The following is a 17,426-nucleotide window of genomic DNA, read 5'->3' as shown; positions in this document are numbered from 1 at the left end:
CTCGGGCATTTTCTGTTTTAAGGGGTATCATGAATTTTAAAAAAGTTTCCGAAGTCCGCAAAATCTTTTTGGATTATTTTAAAGAGAAGGGCCACACAGTCGTTCCTTCTTCTTCTCTATTGCCTGCGGGAGATCCTACACTTCTATTCACTACTGCCGGAATGGTGCAGTTCAAACCTTTATTCACCGGTGCAGTAGAACTTCCTTATACTAGAGCAACATCCGCTCAAAAATGTTTGAGAACCACTGACCTGGAGAATGTAGGTAAAACCGAGAGGCATTGTACATTTTTCGAAATGCTCGGAAACTTCAGCTTCGGAGATTATTTTAAAGAAGAAGCGATCGAATACGCATTAGATTGTTCCGTAAATCATCTAGGCTTTCCTAAAGAAAAGATCTGGATCACTGTATTCGAAAATGATGATGAAGCTGAGAAGATCTGGATCTCCAAGGGTATTCCGAAAGATCGGATCACTCGTTTAGGCAAAAAAGATAATTTCTGGGGACCTGCGGGAGATAGTGGTGCTTGTGGACCTTGTTCAGAGTTATACTTGGACAGAGGACCCGAGAAGGCGTTCCCGGACTGTGGAGTCAAATACGAATGTAAACCAGGTTGTGATTGCGATCGTTTTTTAGAATTTTGGAATATAGTATTCAACCAATTCAACCAAGATACGGAAGGAAATCTTCATCCTCTTAAACAGACTGGGATCGACACAGGTTCCGGATTAGAAAGAGTAGCTCTACTTCTGCAAGGTGTTGATTCCGTTTATGATACGGATGAACTTCGAGGGATCATTACTGAAGTAGAAAAAATCTCAGGCAAAACCTATAACGAATCCACTAAAGTTCCTTTTAGGGTGATCACGGATCATATTCGTTCCGTATTATTCACAGTATCCGACGGGATCTATCCTGATAGAACTGGAAGAGGATACGTTATCCGCCGTTTGATCCGTAGAGCAGTATTATTCGCTAGAAAACTGGATCTAAGAGAACCTTTCTTATACAAACTAGCAAAATCAGTATGTAATATTTACAAAGAAAGATATCCCGATCTGGAAAAACATATTTCCTCTGTAGAAAGAACACTTTTGGCGGAAGAGGAATTATTCCTTAAAACCTTAGAAATCGGTTTGGAAAAGATAGAAGTTCTTGTTTCCAAAACAAAGTCCGAAGGCTCCAGCATATTTTCCGGAAAAGACAGCTTCTTACTTTATGGAACTTACGGTTTCCCTGCAGAGATGACGGAAGAGATCGTAGCAGAACATGGGCTTTCTTTCGATAAAAAAGGTTTCGAAGAAGAATTAGAGAAGGATAGACAATCTTCTCGAGAGACTTGGAAAGCAAACAAGGTCTCTTTATTCACTGGGATCAAAACGGATAAAACCCAATTCTTGGGTTACGATTCTTTAGAGGCAGAATCAGATCTTAAATTTATATTCTCCGATAATAAACAAGTAGCCGCTCTTAAAGAAGGTGAGTCCGGTGTATTGGTATTTTCCTCCAGTCCATTTTACCCGGAAGGTGGGGGACAGGTTGGGGATATAGGATTCATCCGAAAAGACGGGTCAGTCTTTAAGGTTTTGGACACTCAAAAAGAAAATGATATCATTCTTCATATTGGAACCGTTCTCTCCGGAAGTTTTTCCACAGGAGACAAAGCATCATTAGAAGTGGAGAAAGAGAGAAGAGAAAGGCTTAAATTCCATCACTCTGGAACTCACTTATTAAATGGAGCTCTTCGCAAATTACTCGGAAATCATGTTCTCCAAAAAGGATCCATTGTTTCTCCGGAATATCTGCGTTTCGACTTCTCTCATCCAAGTCCTTTAAGTATAGAAGAAATTCGTAATATAGAATCCTGGGTAAACGAAAGTATCGGTCGTCATATTCCCGTAGACACTAAAGTTTTACCGATCGAAGAAGCTAAGAAAACCGGAGCGGTTGCCGCATTTGACGAAAAATACGGGGACAGCGTAAGAGTTCTTCAGATGGGAGATCGTTCCTTGGAATTCTGCGGCGGAACCCACGTAGTAAATACGGGAGATATCGGTTACTTCTTCATTAAAAAAGAATCCAGCCCGGGTGCTGGAAACAGAAGGATAGAAGCAGTGGCAGGCCCACTCGTTGTTGAAACCTTCCAAAACAGATTTGCAGAATTAACCGAAGCGGTCCAAAACCTAAATCTTAAGATCAAGGATGAGTTGGGGGTGGAAGGTGCTTCACTTTCTATCAAAACTATCATTCCTGGGCCTGATGAAATCAGATCTTTGTTTGGGTCCAAAGGCGCGGATGCGGTAGTTTCTCTCAGAGATCTTTCCGAAAAACTATCTGTTGAATTAGAAGAGACTCAATCCAAGTTCTTAAAAGAAAAAAAGAATAGAGAATCCAGAGACTTTGAGAATAATCCGGAAGTGATTGCGAAAGTATTCGAAAATTCTAAAATGATTGGATCTGCTAAAATTGTTTCTGCGATTTTCGAATCCAAAGATGCAAAAGCATTAAAAGGTCTTTCTGACAATATCAAAGTTAGAGAGAAAGAAATAGTAGCCATTCTTGCCAGCAAAAACGCGGAAGATGCGAGTATAGTAATTACTTGCTCTTCCTCTTTGGTTGGAAAGATCCATTGTGGAGATCTTGTAAAAACTGCCTGTGAAATTTTAGGCGGGAAGGGCGGTGGAAAACCGGACATGGCCCAAGGCGGAGGAAAGGAAGTTTCCAGAGTGGAAGAAGCAGTCAGGTCCGCATTAGAAAAAGCAAGTTCCAGTTTGAACGGGGGAAAATAAGATGAGCGATCCATCATTCGATGTTGTTTCCGAAATAGATAGACCTGAATTACAAAACGCGGTTACTCAAGCGATCGCGGAGATCAAGAACAGATTCGACTTCAAAGGATCTAAATCAGAGATCAAACTGGAAGAAGAAAATCTGACTCTTGTTTCCGACAACGAAGCAAAGTTGGAAAGTGTGATCGATGTTCTTATCAACAAGATGGCTAAAAGAGGACTCGGTCTTAAGTCTTTCGATTTCAAATCCAAATTGGAACCTGCTACAGGCAATACTGTTAGGATGAAAGTGAAAATTCGTAACGGTCTTGAAAAAGAACAGACCAAAGAAATCACTAAGATAGTAAAAGATTCTAAATTAAAAGTGATCCCAACTATTATGGGAAATTGTGTTCGCATCCAAGGAAAGAAGAAGGATGATCTTCAGGAGATCATGAGACTTTTAAAATCTGCGGATCTTCCTTTTGATGTTCAATTCCAAAATTTTAAGGGTTAAAAGTTTTTCCCGGTAATCAATATTCCGGGGCGATCGGCTTTTTCTATATTTTTATAGTTCCAATTTCTGGAACTTTTCCGTATAATATCTACGTGCGGAGAAATAGGATCATTTCCAGGGCGACTTTGGTGGAATTCTGGAAAAAACATCCTAAGGCAGAAGGGCCATTATCTGCATGGTATGAAGAAGCTAAAAAATCTCTTTGGACTGAGCCCAAGACTATTAAGGAACGATATAGGTCGGCAGATTTTCTTCCTGGTAACAGAGTCGTTTTTAATGTGGGAGGGAATAATTACAGGATTATCGTAAAAATGGAATATAGGTTTGGAGGAGTATTTATCCGATTTGTCGGAACTCATTCCGAATATGACAGGATAGATGCGGAAACAATTTAAATATCTTGTAAGGATTTTATTATGACAAAGGCGATTAAAATACAGCCGGTAATTTCTAAAACCGATCACAAGTCCGCTTTAAAACGGATCGAAACTTTAATGGATCAAGAAAGAAAATCCAGAGATGAAGAAATTGAACTAGAAACACTTTTCGTTCTGGTAAGTAATTACGAAGAGAAACATATTTTGATCTTTCCTCCAGATCCTATTGACGCCATCCGATTCAGAATGGAACAACAAGGTCTTACGCAAAAGGATCTTTCTAAAATTTTAGGCTCTAAACATCGGGCTTCCGAATATTTGAATAAAAAGATCCCTCTTTCTATTGAAGCAATCCGAAAGTTGAATGACTCGTTGGGAATTTCAGGTGACATACTGATCCAAAAATATACCACGAAAAGATGAGCGGATTTTTTATTTTCAAGCAGCTTGACAAAACATTCCGAATCGAGAAGGGTCTAATTTACGTATGAAACGTTTTACATTTCTCGCAATTATTTCACTTTTTCTGATCTCAGGACTTTCTGCAGAAGAAGAAAATCCGATCAAGTTTAAGATAGAAAAATCCTCTCCTACTACTTATCTTTTGAAAGTTGTATATCCGGAAAATTTCGGAGTCCAAAAAGAAGCTCCACATCGTATCTTACTCAATGCAGGATCCGGGTTAAAAGTAGTCTCTGCCGATCTAAAACTGAAAGGTAAAATTTCTACCCGCAAAAAAGAATATTTCGAATCAGTAGATCCTATGCAGTTAAAATTAGAAGGAAAAGGTGAATTAGAAATTCACGCTAAAATTTTTTACTGCGACTATAACAGGAATATCTGCATCCCTGGAAAGATATTACAAAAAGAAATTATACAATAATCGAATAGGATCTATTTAAAAAGAAAAGCGGCCGAGAGCCGCTTTTTTTATGTGACTGTTTTAGTAACGCGTGTTGGAATTCCTACATGCGAAGTCTCATCACTTCTTAATTTCTATCTTCAGATCCGGTTGGGATACATGGAATAGATAGTATGTCTTCCCATTGATAGGTTTAGAAACTTTTACGATCTTACCTTTTGAATCTACTAGCTCTTTCAGGAATTTGCGGTCGGTAGCGCGGAATGAATCTCCCTTCTCCGCTATAAAAAGATTTAAGGCTCTTTTTTTGGCTAGATCCAATGCCTCTCCCTCATTGCTGTCTAGAGAGGATACAACAACTTGATAAGTAGAAGAATTGATAAAACCTTCGGTTGCTTTTACGAATTGGTCGTCTTCGGTAGGAGCAGATTCTTCCACTACATTTTTAGGAGTTTCTTTTTTAGGTTCTTCCGTTTGGGGTGTTTTACATACGGAAATGAGAGAAACGATCAATAATGCGAAAATCGTTTTTGTATGCATGCGTTAGATTCCTTTGTTATGGAATTATTTTAGACTCTAAGGTTCGCTTAAGTAAATCCGCATCCACAACCCTAAAAACAAATGTGCAGCTCTTGGGGTCGCTATAATCTTCTCTGTATAAGAACAATTTATCTAAAAGCCAAGCGAAAGAAGCTCGGTAGGTTAAATAATCGGCATTTACGATTTCCGTCTTCTTCTTTTCTTTTTTTTCTTCCGGAGGATCGTCTTCTACCGGGGTCTGTACGTTTTGGGTAGCAATAGAAGCAGCACCCATCGGAGAATTAGATTTGGTCCTAACTGCTTGTGGTGGCCCGGGAAGTGGCTCATACTTGGGAACTGTAGAATTGACTCCGACACCGATCCAGGTTTTTCTTTCTTCCGAAACCTGGGCTATGAGTATGTTCACGGACATCTCATCCCTTCTTCGGATCGCTCTCGCCTTACAATCTTCTCTCAATGTTAATAGAGGTTTTTCTTGGTTGGGGATAGGAACTGTTACCACCACTTGGAAATAATCATGAGAGATAAAACCCGAGTCGATTAGATTGTCCCAGACCTTTCTTCTATATTCCGGATCTGCAGGTTCGCAGTATCCTAAGAAAAATGTCAGGAATAAGACCGACAAAACCCGCAACATAGTTCCTAGTTTAAAGCTCCCCTCTACAAAAACCAGCGGGATTTTTTCCCGGTATCTTCTGGACAACATAACTTTTAGGGGAAATCTTGTTGGTTATGTGGGAATATCTTTCCAAGTCCGTCATTTCTCGTTTCAGCTTTTTGTTTTTCACTATTTGCATTTTTATAAACTTCGAAGCATTCGCTGACGAAGATATCTTCTCTGAGATTCGAACCACTTTGGAATCTAGAGTGAAGAAGGTAACTTTGAAGAATGGGATCAGGCTTCTCATGATGAAAAGAGTCGATTCTCCTACGGTCGCGGTTTATACCAAATTTTTGGTGGGTGCTGCGGATGAAACTCCGGAGATAGCCGGTACAGCCCATCTTTTAGAGCATATGCTTTTTAAGGGCACGAAGAATATCGGTGTCACTGATGCTCAAAAAGAAAAGGTATATCTGGATCAGATCCGTGTTTGGGGAAAACGTTTAGATTCTTATCGTATCCAAGAAAGAGAATTGGCAGCTAAAGGGGAGCCTGTTCCTGAAAAGCTGATCAAAGATAAAAATATCTTAGAGATCAGATTCAAAAACCTGTTGGAGCTCCATCGTAAGTTCGTGGTCTCCAATGAAGATTCATATATTTATGAAAAGAACGGTGGAACCGGATTTAACGCATATACGACAAATGATGTTACGAATTACCAGATTTTACTTCCTGCAAATAGACTGGAGATCTGGGCAAAACTAGAATCGGATAGATTAAAAGATCCTATATTAAGAGAATATTATACTGAAAGAGATGTGGTCCTGGAAGAACGCAGGATGAGAGTGGAAAACCAGGGCATGGGGATCCTAAGAGAAAAATTTTTAGGTGCCGCTTTTCCTAAACATTCTTATGGAATGCCCGTGATCGGTTACGAATCCAATCTTCCTTTTTTAGATATAGATAAAACGGAGGAGTTTTTCAGAAAGAATTATAGGCCTCATAAAATGGCGATCGGGATCGTAGGGGATCTTGATTTCGATAAGACCGAAAAATTGGTCCGTAAATATTTTGAAGATATTCCGGATGGACCTTCTCCTAAACTTTCACATGAGCCTGAAAGTTTTGATCATGAGACCAGAAGAGTGAGCGTAAAACATTCTTCCGGACCTATGAAAGTGATGGGTTGGTTGACTCCTGCTTCTCCGCATCCTGATAAACCTGTCTTTGAATTAATTGATGCAGTTTTATCTCAAGGTGAAACCGGGAGATTATATAAGAGACTAGTGCTTCGAGACAAACTTGCACAAAGAGTGGCTTGTTGGACCGGCGAACCTGGAGAAAGATACGCGAATCTATTTGCAGTCTATGTGACCAATGTAAGAGGTGCGGATCCTGATAAGATAGAGTCTTCTATCTTGGAAGAGATTGAAACCCTTAAAAAAGAAGCGGTCACGGAAGAAGAGCTGGCTAAGATCAAAAATCAGATCGTTGCGGATTATATCAGAGGTTTAAATAGCAATTCTAAACTTGCAGATGTTCTTACTTATTACGAATTAGTGGCCGGGGATTGGACGGAAATTTTCGATGATTATGCACGTTTGGATAGAGTTACCCCTGATGATATCATGAGAGTGGCCCAGAAATATTTTACTCCTCGAAACCTGACTGTAGGAGATCTGATCAACTCAGACGGAGAGAAAAAATGAATATTATAAAAAAATTAACTATCTCTATCTTTGTATTTTTATTCTCCTTAGTTAACTTAGATGCTGCTCCCGGAGATTTTGTAAAAGATGTAAAGATCCCTGCTTTAGAATTCCATTTTCCTCAAATCAAGGAGATCAGCCGGGATTCCGATACGCGGATTTTGTACCTAGAAAATTCCGAATTTCCGATTAAAACTCTGGAAATTACATTTTATGCGGGACCCGATTTTTATACTAAAACACCTTTTGAACTAGTGGAAATTTTTCCAGAGGCTTGGAAGAAGGGAGGCACAACCTCTCATCCCGGAGAAAATTTTGCAGAAGTTTGGGAATCTTACGGTTCTAAGCTAAGAGTTGCCTCCGATCTGGATACTGTAACCTTAACATTCTCCTGGCTTTCCAGATATGACCAAGAATCCAAGGCATTGATCTCTGAGTTTCTGAAACAGCCAATATTTGGAAAAGAAGCATTCGAGATCGCAAGATTGCAGTTAGGCGAGCAGATCAAAAGAAGAAATGATAATATCGTAGGACTCGCTTTTAGGAAAGCAAACGAACTTGTATACCAAGGAAAAGTAAAAGGAAAAGCACTTTCCCTATCTGCTCTTGAACAATTAAAAGAAGAAGATCTAGAAGAATATTATAAAAACCAATTATTGAGCTCCAGACGTTCGATACTAGTAAGCGGTAAATGGAACCAGGAAGAGATCCCTCAATTTCTGGCAGATATTCTTCCTCCGTTTTCTGGAACTCCTGTGCAGGAATCCCAAGGCTCCAGTCCGGATGAACTGAATAAGAATTTAAAACAAAAAGAGATCAAAAACCTGATCGTAGACAAGGCAAATACCCAAAACGTAGTTCTGTTTTTAGGAGTAGGGCCTGCTCATAATGATAAGGATTTTTATGCTGTTCAAGTTTTGAATTATTTGGTCGGAGGCGGCGGTTTTACTTCATACTTCATGAGTAAGATCAGATCCGATAAGGGATTGGCGTATTCTTCTTCCAGTCATCCTGTATTTGAAAAAGATCATTCTGTAATCTACTTTTTCACGCAGACAAAATCCCAAAGTACGACAGAAGTTTATAATCTTATGGGAGAAATTTTAACGGATACTACCTTCTCTAATATAAAGGAAGAAGAATTAAAGAATGCAAAAGAAGCAATTCTAAACAAATTTATCTTCTTATTTACCGACTCAGTGGAAATTCTGCGCAATGAAGTCCGGTTCAGAGAACATAAAATGCCTAAGGATTATCTTAAAAATTATAGAGATAAAATCCAGGAAGTTACTCTTGCAGATTTGAGAAGAGTGGGTAAAATCTATTTTAGAAGAGATAAACTGACTGCAGTGATCTCTGGACCAAAATCTTCAGTCTCTTCTGACCTGCCTGGACAAAAAACAATTGGCCCGGAAGATCCGATCCCATAATGGATTGTAAGTTCGAACATAAAGGATACCTATTCGAAGGAATTTCAGAGGGAGGAATTCGCACTTCTATTGTAATGCCTCGTTTAAGTTTGATGTTCGATATAGGACACCAAAATCCGAATCGAATCAATATAGACAGATTATTATTAACCCATGCGCATTTGGATCATTCCGCAGGAATTCCTTATTATATTTCACAAAGGTCCTTACGTAAATTAGGACCTCCTAAAATTTATCTTCCTAAAACTTTAGAAGCGCCTATGAGAGAAATTTTATCTCTCTATTCCAAGATAGAAGATTTTCCTTACTCCTACGAGATGAAAGGACTGGAAGAAGGGGAAGAAATAGAAATAGACGCATACCATTTTTTTAAAGTATGGAAAACATTCCATAGAGTTGATTCCCAAGGGTATACGATCTACGAAAGAAAGAAAAAGTTAAAAGCTGAATTTGCCGGATTAGACCGAAACGAACTTTTAAAAAAGAAAGAAGAAGGGACCGATATAAATGAAATTCATTCCAAGCCGGTTGTCAGTTTTTCCGGAGATACTAAAATAGAATATGTACTTACTCATAAGGATGTGGCGGAATCCGAGATCCTTTTCTTAGAATGTACTTATATAGATCACGAAAGGAATGTGGAGGATGCAAGAGAATGGGGGCATATCCATCTGGACGAGATCTTGCATCATCTTTCTTCTTTCAAAAATGAAAAGATAGTTCTGATACATTTTTCAAAACGTTATCCTCCTGCATATATTCGAAAAATATTATCTAAAAAAGTTCCACCTTCCGAAAGAGATAGGATACATCTTTTCCTTCCTGAATAATATGGCTTCTCAAAATCCAAAACAAAAATACGGGACTTCTATTTATAAAGAAGGATTAGAAGATTGGATCCATTCGGAATTAGTAAAACGTCCTTTTGATTGGTTAGAGGACCTGGAAAAAAAAGCCTCTCAAGATAGATTTCCAGTATTAACACCGGCATCCGGAGCTGTGTTAGCGTTTTTGGCTTCATCTTGGGATCCGGATACGATTTTGGAATTAGGAACCGGTTATGGGATTTCCTTATTCTGGCTGATCTCCGCGGTTAGAAAAGACACAAAGATCCAAACCGTGGATAGAGAAGCTGATTTCATCCAAGTTGCGAAAGAATTTTTTGCCAAGTTGGAGCCTAACTCTAATAGGGTGGAATTTACGAATGCGGACTGTTCTGAAATCGCAAAAGAATTTTTAGAACCTTCTTCTTTAACCCGGAAAGAGCTGATGTTTGTGGACTGTGATAAGATCCGTTATCCGGAAATTTTAGAAATGATCCTGGAGAAGGGAAGGACCAGGAATCTAAGAGTGATCTACGATAATGTTCTATGGCATGGACGGATCGCAGATCCCGAAAACCAGGCACCTTCCGATCAAGCAGTCCGTAGATTATGGTCCCTAATCAAAAATTCTAAGATAGAATATACCTTATTCCCCGTTGGTGACGGAATATTATGTTTCGATTTTAAGCAATAAAAAGCTTGTTTGCTTCTTAAGCGTTGTGTTATATTACCGCGAAGGGTCGATCACATGACAAAAATTTCTTTCCCTCGGATCGTCGCGGTTCTTGCGGCATTCTTTATAATTTCGTACGGCGTATCTGCACAAAATAAACCTACAAGTAATGACGGTAAGGGTTCTGCCTTGGCCAATGCGGCCGAAGATCCTAAATACCAGGGAGATTATTTGGAGGAATTCCATTTTGCCAGAACCTTGGATTCCACTCAGATCAAGATCAAAAATGATCTAGGCGCTTTAGAAGTGGTTGTAAAAAATTTCGGATCTCAAGTCCAGAATTCCCAACAGGACTTTGATACTATCTGGAAAAAATACAATGAAGCATATCGATATTCTTTAATGCGCAAATATATTGTCGCCGGCCGTAAGATGAGAGAGACGGAAGACGAGACCAATAAGCTATACGGAAAATTTTCGGATCTATATAATCAAAAAGTGGATCAGCTTTTGGGAGAATGTGCAGATGCGATCGTATCCATCGAACAAAAGTCCGGACCGGGGGCGGCCGCGAAAGGATACGCAGGAAGAGAAGTTTCTTATAACCAACATAAACTGCAGATCGCTTACTACCAATTTATCCAGGCAGAGAAGATGAGAAGGGACTCCAGATTTAAGGATAGCCTGATGCATCTAAGGATCGCGAAAGAATATGGAATTTCCATCCTTAGCAAATTAAAAACCGAAGAGGAAAGTAAGAATGTTCGGGAGAAATACAAAGTGGATCTGAGCGATAACCGCAATATGGTGTACGCGGAATCTAAACTTTAAAAGATCCCCAAGCCGAAAACATTCGGATTCCTTCCTTGACGTATCACATGGGGATAACAGGCTGTGCCTGATATCCCCGGAGAAATAAATTTCCATACGTGATACGAAAAATCCTATTTATTCCTTTACTCCTAATTTTTTCATTCTCGGTTTCTTCTCAAGAAACAACCCCGAAAAGAACCTATAATATAGTCATAGACCCGGGCCATGGTGGCCTGGACTTAAAACCTAAGGAAGAACACGGAGACAAATACGATCCAATCTCCAATAAATATCTGGAACCTTATAAGGCAGGAGCCCAAACAAAATCCAGAAGGGAAAGTGAAGTAGTATTAGCTCTTGCGAAAGAAGTAAAAGATATTTTGGATCTTACCAAAACTCAGGAAGGATTCGAAACATTCAGATCTTACGCAAAAAAATTCACAAACGATACTCTTCCTTGGATCAGGATCGATTCGGATCTGACTAGAGAAGAGACAGCAAAAGAAGAAGGAGCCGATCTGTCTTCCGACCCGAATGCTTTTTATAGATTGTATGATTATCCGGATAAAAAATCAGGAAAGATCAAACCGGGAAGAATTTCCAGGATCAATGCTGCTCGACCTTATTTAGTTTTATCTCTGCATTTAAATCCAAGTTGGAAAGGACATCCAGGTGGAATGGCTGCGGTACTTTCTCCTTCCTATAGAACTTTCTATAATTTACGAAAAATCTCGGAAGGGAAATCTTCTCAGTCTTTTGAAGACGGACCTTGGAGCGAATGGATGCGTTTCAAAATGGAATGGTCCCGTTTAGAAAACGCAGTAGCGGATGCCTGGATCTATTTTAACGGATACTGGCCGAACAAATCCGGAAAAAAAACTGACCTTTCCAATTTTGAAGGTTATCGCCAAAACATGGTGACATGGAAATACGCAGATCCTCCCGGTTGGATCGATAAAGCAGTATTAGACGGCCCTGGGCCATATGCCAAAAAACATTCAGAATATTCCGCGAAAGGGAAATTCTGGGATAGAGAAAGGGCAGAACCTGAACTTTGGAGAAGAGAAGACGGCTCAGAAGGATTCGGAGGGGATAATCATTACGCCGCCGCAGAACTCATGAGATTTTTGCAATATGGTCTTCGGACTTTGCCGAATCAAGAAGAAGAATTATCCAACCCTGGTCCGATCAACAAACCGTATATTTCCACTTATAGTCTTCCTACATTTATCAATGCGATTTCTGCTTATTTAGAGATTGGTTATATTGATAAGGAGAAGGATATGAAAATCCTTACCCAAAGAAGAAAAGACACTGCAATCAGTTTAGCGGTGGGTGTTTATTCATTATTTCATGGGATTAAAATTAAATCTGCGGATCTGCCTTACGTTCCCAAAGGTAAGAAAATAGACTGGGCACGTTATGAAAATTTGAAAGAGGGAAATTATTTTAGGCTAGTAAGGGAAGAGTAATTCTGAGTCTGCCGCTGAATAAAGATTCCGTAATCAAGTAATCTCTATCAAATAGAGAAAGTTCTGCATAACATCTATTTCCTTTTTTATAAAGGGAGATGAATTGACATCCCGTTGCTACCATTTTGACCCGATATTTGCGGTTCATTCCGTTCTCTTAGGAAAGACCTCCTAATTAATTTGTAAAACTATCTATAGCGGAAAAAGTTTTTCGGGAAATTTTTGTATTGACATATGTAGACAATGACTACTTTCGTTGCTTCTATAAGTAGACAGTGTCTACATATGGAAATATCGGATCCTTCTGTGTTTTTAATAACGAACGATTGATTAAGATAATGAATATTAGATATTGTTTATGAACTTAATATGAAGGGAACCAAAAAGATATGAAAAGTGTTAGTGCAAATATATTGGCATTAATCGTTTTTTCCTTTTTTTCCAACTTAGAGGCCAAGTCGTACGTTTTTGGAGGCTTGGGAGCTCAATTCAATGTTGGAAGTCTTGGAGATATAATCACGAAGGAAGGTTTAGATGCATCTAACTATTACCCTGTGACTTCTACCGACGGGCAAACTGGAGCAGCCCCTAGGCTTGCTCTTATTCCGGAAAACAGGTTAATCAGCTTAGAGCATTCTACCAACGGATTGGTTAGTGCAAAAACGGACGGCTCTATGTCCGGTCTTGTGATTTCACTCGGTTACGAAAGGGAATTCGGCAGCGCATTTTTCTGGAGAGTGGCGGCAAACTATACTAGAAAAGTAATGGGTGGAGATACTCAGGCCAAACTTGCAGGGGTTACATTCTATGATATGGAATGGGATTACAACGCAATTCAAATCCCAGTGAATGTAGGAATTAAAGTTTCCGTCTCCGAAGATGTTGCCATTTATTTGGGAGGAGGAGCGCACTATTTCAAAGGTGGCTGGAGTCTCTCTGGTAGCAACATATCTGCGGATGTTCATAGAGCGCTATCTGATGCTCTTGGAGCAGACAATCCTGTTTTGGGATTGGTCAATGATGGAGCTGATCCCTCCGTATTATGGGAGAACACTCGCTTTAACGTATCTGGTCTTGCTCCAAACTGGCTCATTGGTGCCCAAGCAAAACTTTCAGATAAAAGTTATCTCTATATAGAAGCAGAAACATTATTCTCTAGCGAGTTCGGTATCGGTCATACTAGATCTCTTGGAGGAGCGGAAGGATTGGCGCCTAGCCCTGTATACCCAATCGTTTTAGGTGGTACTCAATACAGAGTCGGGTACAAACACGAAATGTAATCTCAACGAAATAGCTCTTTTAACTTTTCGGGCCCTCAAGGGCCTCTTTTTTTACCTCGGATAACTTCAAAATCCGATCGCAGATCGAACAATTTTCCAAAGCAAAAATTGTGGGCATGGTAAAAATCGATCCATTTGTAGACATTGACTACATTATGAAACGCCATTTAAGGAAATTATGAATCTAAAAATGAAACAACTTAAAGCACTATTCTTATTTGTATATTTATTCGGATTTTTAGGAATCGAAGAGATGAATGCACAAAGCCAATCTTCTTCCTGCGAAAAACCTCCACAAAGAACGGGTCTGCCTTTCCGAATCGATTCCGAAAAGCAACTTTGTATAAAGGATTTGATAAAGAAAAAAGAAGGTTGGTTTCCTACCGGACTACCTTTACTAAATTCCGATCCGAATACTGGAATTGGTTATGGAGTTCGTTTGTACGTATATAATAACGGCTCAAAGTCAGATCCTTTTTTTGATTATACTCCTTATAGATTCAAGATGTATGTTCAGTATTTCAATACTACTAAGAATAGGCAAAATCAAAATATCACGTTTGATGCTCCCTTCATATTCGACACTCAATGGAGATTGAGAGGTGAGGCTGCTTATGATGCGAATCCGAATTCTTTGTTTTTCGGAGTGGGAGAATCTACTCTTCAGGGATTAAGCTACCGCGAGCGTAATCAAGAAGGGGGTAATCTTTTTTCAAATTCCACGTTTGAAGACCAACAGACAAATTTATCTTATATGCGACCTGGCGGACCGGATGATCCAGTAATGCTTAACGGGGCTGTCTATTCCGGCTTTTCTTCCGGGCCAGGATTTAGAGTAACAGATTCGCTCCATAATAGATATAATATAATTACTCCTTCATTTCAAACCAGCGCAGAACGATCCTATTTTGGTGGAGTCTTCCGATTGGTTGCAGGGATCAAGTTGTCGCAAAATATCATAAAAACCTTTGATGGAGTTATTACAAACGGACGAGACCCTCTTTATGATGGTACTCCATTTCCCACTAATGGTCGCGCGATTAATGGAAGAACAAAGTTAACCGAAGCGCAAGAGTCGGGAACTATATTAGGATATCACGGAGGAGTTGTGAATGCGGGTCGAGTTGGTATTGTCTATGATACTCGCGATTTCGAACCTGATCCGAATAATGGAGTGTTTTGGGAGCTAACATATGAGAATTCGGGCAAGTTAGTGGGTTCTGAATACTCTTATTCGAAATATTTTACTCAATTTAAATACTTCTATAGCCTCCTTCCTAAAACATTCGATAAACTGGTATTAGCTGGCCGAGGAGCTTTTTCTTTCACTGAAGGGAATACTCCTTTTTTCGAATATAGAAATATGTGGGGAACAGAAGGGACGATCACTGGACTTGGTGGTGATAATACGCTGCGAGGTTACAAAGCTGATAGATTCATAGGTAAGGCTATGGGTTGGGGAAATTTAGAGATCCGTTGGAGATTTTTTCAGTTCTCGGCTTTTTCGCAGAACTTTACCTTAAGTGCAGTACCTTTTATGGATTTCGGAAGGATTTGGGATGATGAACATAAGGCCAACTTTAAAGGTTACAAACATTCAAACGGTTTAGGTTTACGAATCGCTTGGAATCAGAGTACGATTATTACGATCGACTATGCAGTTTCAAAAGAAGACAAACAACTCTTTGTTAATTTTAATCATGCATTTTAAGAATAAAACGAAAGTCCGTTAATTTTCCGTTCTTTTCTTCAATATATTATGTAAATATTAAATGGAAAGTTATTTTAATTCAGCCAACGGTGTTTTCAGGTTTTCCGTTTAAGAAACTTTTTAAATTTTTAGTAGCTGTATTAAGTAATCGTGTTCTCGCCTCGATAGTCGCCCAAGCTATATGAGGCGTTATGATACAGTTTTTTGCATTAAACAATGGATTAGTATTTGCTGGAGGTTCAATGCTTAATACATCAAGTCCGGCACCTGCGATTCGATCGTTATTCAGTGCTGATGCAAGATCTTCTTCATTGATGAGTGGTCCTCTGGAGGTATTGATCAACAAAGCTGTATCTTTCATCTTCTCGAGAGCAGAAGTGTTGATAATACCTCTTGTGTCATTATTTAGAGGGCAGTGAAGGCTAATTATATCGGATCCTTTTAAGAGTTCATCGAGTGAAACCCACTCTGCTTCCTCTATGATCTTTTTTTTAGGTACAAAATAGATTACTTTCATCCCGAATGATTTGGCAATTTTTGCAGTAGCCTGTCCAATTCGGCCAAATCCTATAAAGCCGATTGTCTTTCCATACAGTTCTATAAGAGGTCGCTTCCAAAAACAAAAATCATTTCTACCTGACCACTCTCCATTTTTAACAGCCTCGTTATGTAGACCGACATTATTGGATAATTCGAGTAAAAGTGCAAAGACCATTTGTGCTACAGATTCTGTTCCGTAAGAAGGAACGTTAGTAACTATAATCCCTCTTTTAGAAGCGGCGTTTATATCAACAACGTCGTATCCTGTAGAAAGTAACCCTATGTATTTTAATGATAGTAAAGCTTCTATTTCCTGTTCGCGAATTTTTATCTTGTTGATTAATATTATTTCGGCTCCTTTACAACGTTCAATAGCTTGCTCAGGAGTTGATCTGTCATAAACGGTAAATTCCCCCAAAGCCTCGAGTGGGGCCCAACTTAGATCACCCGGGTTTAACGTATATCCATCAAGTACAACAATTTTCATCTTTGGCCCTGCCATTATTGAATAATATACTTACTAAGAGCTCTTCGGAAAGTTACCATTCGCCGCCTTTGCTGAACTTTCTTTTTGCTTCTGAATTGAATGTTTTACCGGCTTCTTTAATTCCGCTCAGTATTTCATCCTGATTTTTGCCGCTTGTGAATCTTGCGGCCGGTATGATTGTAAGACATTCATTTACGTCCATAAAAACCGACGCTTCAAGAAGTTTTGCTTCATCCTCGGGAGGGACTGCTATAAAGCCGTGTTTATCCGCATGAATAAGTTGACCTGGTTGGATCTTGCAGCCGAAAACTTCAACTTCACAATTCCATTTTACCGGCGTTACGTGTGCGTTGCCAATACAAAGTCGTTTTGCAATAGCCTTAAAACCTGCATTAGTCATCTCATCAATGTCCCTTACTGCTCCGTCGGTGATTGTTCCGATACAACCTAAGGATCGGTGTATATTCGCATTTACTTCTCCCCAGAATGCTCCTACACATGAAGGTTTATCAAGGTCTTGTATCACTACAATTTTGGGACCAGGGACGCTCGCCATATATGCCCTATATTCACTAACTGCATTCGGATTGGTTTCTGTATGTTTCTTGTTGCTCGGCTCAATAACAACTGTAATTGCATAACCAACCATGGGTCCCATTGCAGGCATAAAATCCGTGACTTCGTCGAGATTGAAACATCCCTTCGCTAGATCCTGCTTAGTTATTTGTGCCCAGCCGTTATAAATCGTCGGAGTGTTCCAGCGTTTTAATTGAAGTAGTTCTCCAGATGATAGAATTCTGCTCATTCTAAATCTCCATGTAG

Annotated in this window: 17 protein-coding genes; 13 read left to right on the top strand and 4 right to left on the bottom strand. The window is 39.4% G+C overall.

Annotated elements, in window-relative coordinates; all coding sequences use genetic code 11:
- Positions 1 to 29: 29 nt before the first annotated feature.
- The 5 genes from alaS to mpl17 all read left to right on the top strand — a co-directional run bounded on the left by alaS (position 30) and on the right by mpl17 (position 4,545).
- Complete coding sequence (alaS, locus tag EHO65_RS00250; protein WP_135772253.1) at positions 30 to 2,789, top strand: alanine--tRNA ligase; 2,760 nt, start codon at positions 30 to 32, stop codon at positions 2,787 to 2,789.
- A 1-nt stretch (position 2,790) separates the two neighbouring features.
- Positions 2,791 to 3,285: a YajQ family cyclic di-GMP-binding protein gene (locus EHO65_RS00245; RefSeq protein WP_135772251.1), complete on the top strand. Its 495-nt coding sequence runs from the start codon at positions 2,791 to 2,793 to the stop codon at positions 3,283 to 3,285.
- A 128-nt stretch (positions 3,286 to 3,413) separates the two neighbouring features.
- A complete protein-coding gene (locus EHO65_RS00240) occupies positions 3,414 to 3,680 on the top strand; it encodes a type II toxin-antitoxin system HigB family toxin (protein WP_208743939.1) in 267 nt (88 codons plus the stop codon).
- A 21-nt stretch (positions 3,681 to 3,701) separates the two neighbouring features.
- A complete protein-coding gene (locus EHO65_RS00235; protein WP_208743937.1) occupies positions 3,702 to 4,085 on the top strand; it encodes a helix-turn-helix domain-containing protein in 384 nt (127 codons plus the stop codon).
- Between the two features lie 64 nt (positions 4,086 to 4,149).
- On the top strand, positions 4,150 to 4,545 hold the full coding sequence (gene mpl17, locus EHO65_RS00230; protein WP_135772247.1) for a cell surface protein MPL17: 396 nt from the start codon (positions 4,150 to 4,152) through the stop codon (positions 4,543 to 4,545).
- A gap of 99 nt (positions 4,546 to 4,644) precedes the next feature.
- Here the strand turns inward: mpl17 and EHO65_RS00225 are convergent, their stop codons facing one another.
- Together EHO65_RS00225 and EHO65_RS00220 are read right to left on the bottom strand one after the other, a co-directional pair.
- Positions 4,645 to 5,064 (bottom strand): lipoprotein, encoded by a 420-nt coding sequence (locus tag EHO65_RS00225; RefSeq protein ID WP_135772246.1) that lies wholly within the window; start codon positions 5,062 to 5,064, stop codon positions 4,645 to 4,647.
- A 16-nt stretch (positions 5,065 to 5,080) separates the two neighbouring features.
- Positions 5,081 to 5,701 carry a hypothetical protein gene (locus tag EHO65_RS00220; RefSeq protein WP_208743935.1) on the bottom strand — a complete coding sequence of 207 codons (621 nt, stop codon included), beginning with the start codon at positions 5,699 to 5,701 and terminating at the stop codon, positions 5,081 to 5,083.
- Between the two features lie 95 nt (positions 5,702 to 5,796).
- Between EHO65_RS00220 and EHO65_RS00215 the strand changes: the two genes are divergently transcribed.
- The 8 genes from EHO65_RS00215 (at position 5,797) to omp85 (ending at position 15,577) form a co-directional block, all read left to right on the top strand.
- A complete protein-coding gene (locus tag EHO65_RS00215) occupies positions 5,797 to 7,374 on the top strand; it encodes a M16 family metallopeptidase (RefSeq protein ID WP_135772244.1) in 1,578 nt (525 codons plus the stop codon).
- The gene (locus EHO65_RS00210; protein ID WP_135772242.1) at positions 7,371 to 8,804 is read left to right on the top strand and encodes a M16 family metallopeptidase; all 1,434 of its coding nucleotides are present in this window, start codon (positions 7,371 to 7,373) and stop codon (positions 8,802 to 8,804) included. Before EHO65_RS00215 ends, EHO65_RS00210 begins: the two co-directional genes overlap by 4 nt.
- Positions 8,804 to 9,634 carry an MBL fold metallo-hydrolase gene (locus tag EHO65_RS00205; RefSeq protein WP_135772240.1) on the top strand — a complete coding sequence of 277 codons (831 nt, stop codon included), beginning with the start codon at positions 8,804 to 8,806 and terminating at the stop codon, positions 9,632 to 9,634. The genes EHO65_RS00210 and EHO65_RS00205 overlap by 1 nt, the downstream gene beginning before the upstream one ends.
- Position 9,635: 1 nt before the next feature.
- Entirely contained in the window at positions 9,636 to 10,322 is a 687-nt protein-coding gene (locus EHO65_RS00200) for an O-methyltransferase (protein WP_135772238.1), read from the top strand.
- A 54-nt stretch (positions 10,323 to 10,376) separates the two neighbouring features.
- A complete protein-coding gene (locus EHO65_RS00195; protein ID WP_100724104.1) occupies positions 10,377 to 11,132 on the top strand; it encodes a hypothetical protein in 756 nt (251 codons plus the stop codon).
- A gap of 134 nt (positions 11,133 to 11,266) precedes the next feature.
- Positions 11,267 to 12,586: an N-acetylmuramoyl-L-alanine amidase gene (locus EHO65_RS00190; RefSeq protein WP_425269314.1), complete on the top strand. Its 1,320-nt coding sequence runs from the start codon at positions 11,267 to 11,269 to the stop codon at positions 12,584 to 12,586.
- 389 nt (positions 12,587 to 12,975) lie between these two features.
- Positions 12,976 to 13,866, top strand: a complete 891-nt coding sequence (locus tag EHO65_RS00185) for a porin OmpL1 (protein ID WP_135772234.1) — start codon at positions 12,976 to 12,978, stop codon at positions 13,864 to 13,866.
- Between the two features lie 190 nt (positions 13,867 to 14,056).
- Positions 14,057 to 15,577, top strand: coding sequence for an Omp85 family outer membrane protein (gene omp85, locus EHO65_RS00180; RefSeq protein WP_135772233.1), 1,521 nt, complete (start codon positions 14,057 to 14,059; stop codon positions 15,575 to 15,577).
- 79 nt (positions 15,578 to 15,656) lie between these two features.
- Here the strand turns inward: omp85 and EHO65_RS00175 are convergent, their stop codons facing one another.
- The gene (locus EHO65_RS00175) at positions 15,657 to 16,619 is read right to left on the bottom strand and encodes a D-2-hydroxyacid dehydrogenase (protein ID WP_208743933.1); all 963 of its coding nucleotides are present in this window, start codon (positions 16,617 to 16,619) and stop codon (positions 15,657 to 15,659) included.
- Positions 16,620 to 16,656: 37 nt separating this feature from the next.
- Positions 16,657 to 17,409: an RraA family protein gene (locus EHO65_RS00170; protein ID WP_135772231.1), complete on the bottom strand. Its 753-nt coding sequence runs from the start codon at positions 17,407 to 17,409 to the stop codon at positions 16,657 to 16,659.
- Positions 17,410 to 17,426: the final 17 nt, after the last annotated feature.

Origin of the sequence: Leptospira andrefontaineae (assembly GCF_004770105.1) — a bacterium.
Classification (GTDB): Bacteria; Spirochaetota; Leptospiria; order Leptospirales; family Leptospiraceae; genus Leptospira_B; species Leptospira_B andrefontaineae.
This window is presented reverse-complemented; position numbering and strand designations above follow the sequence as displayed.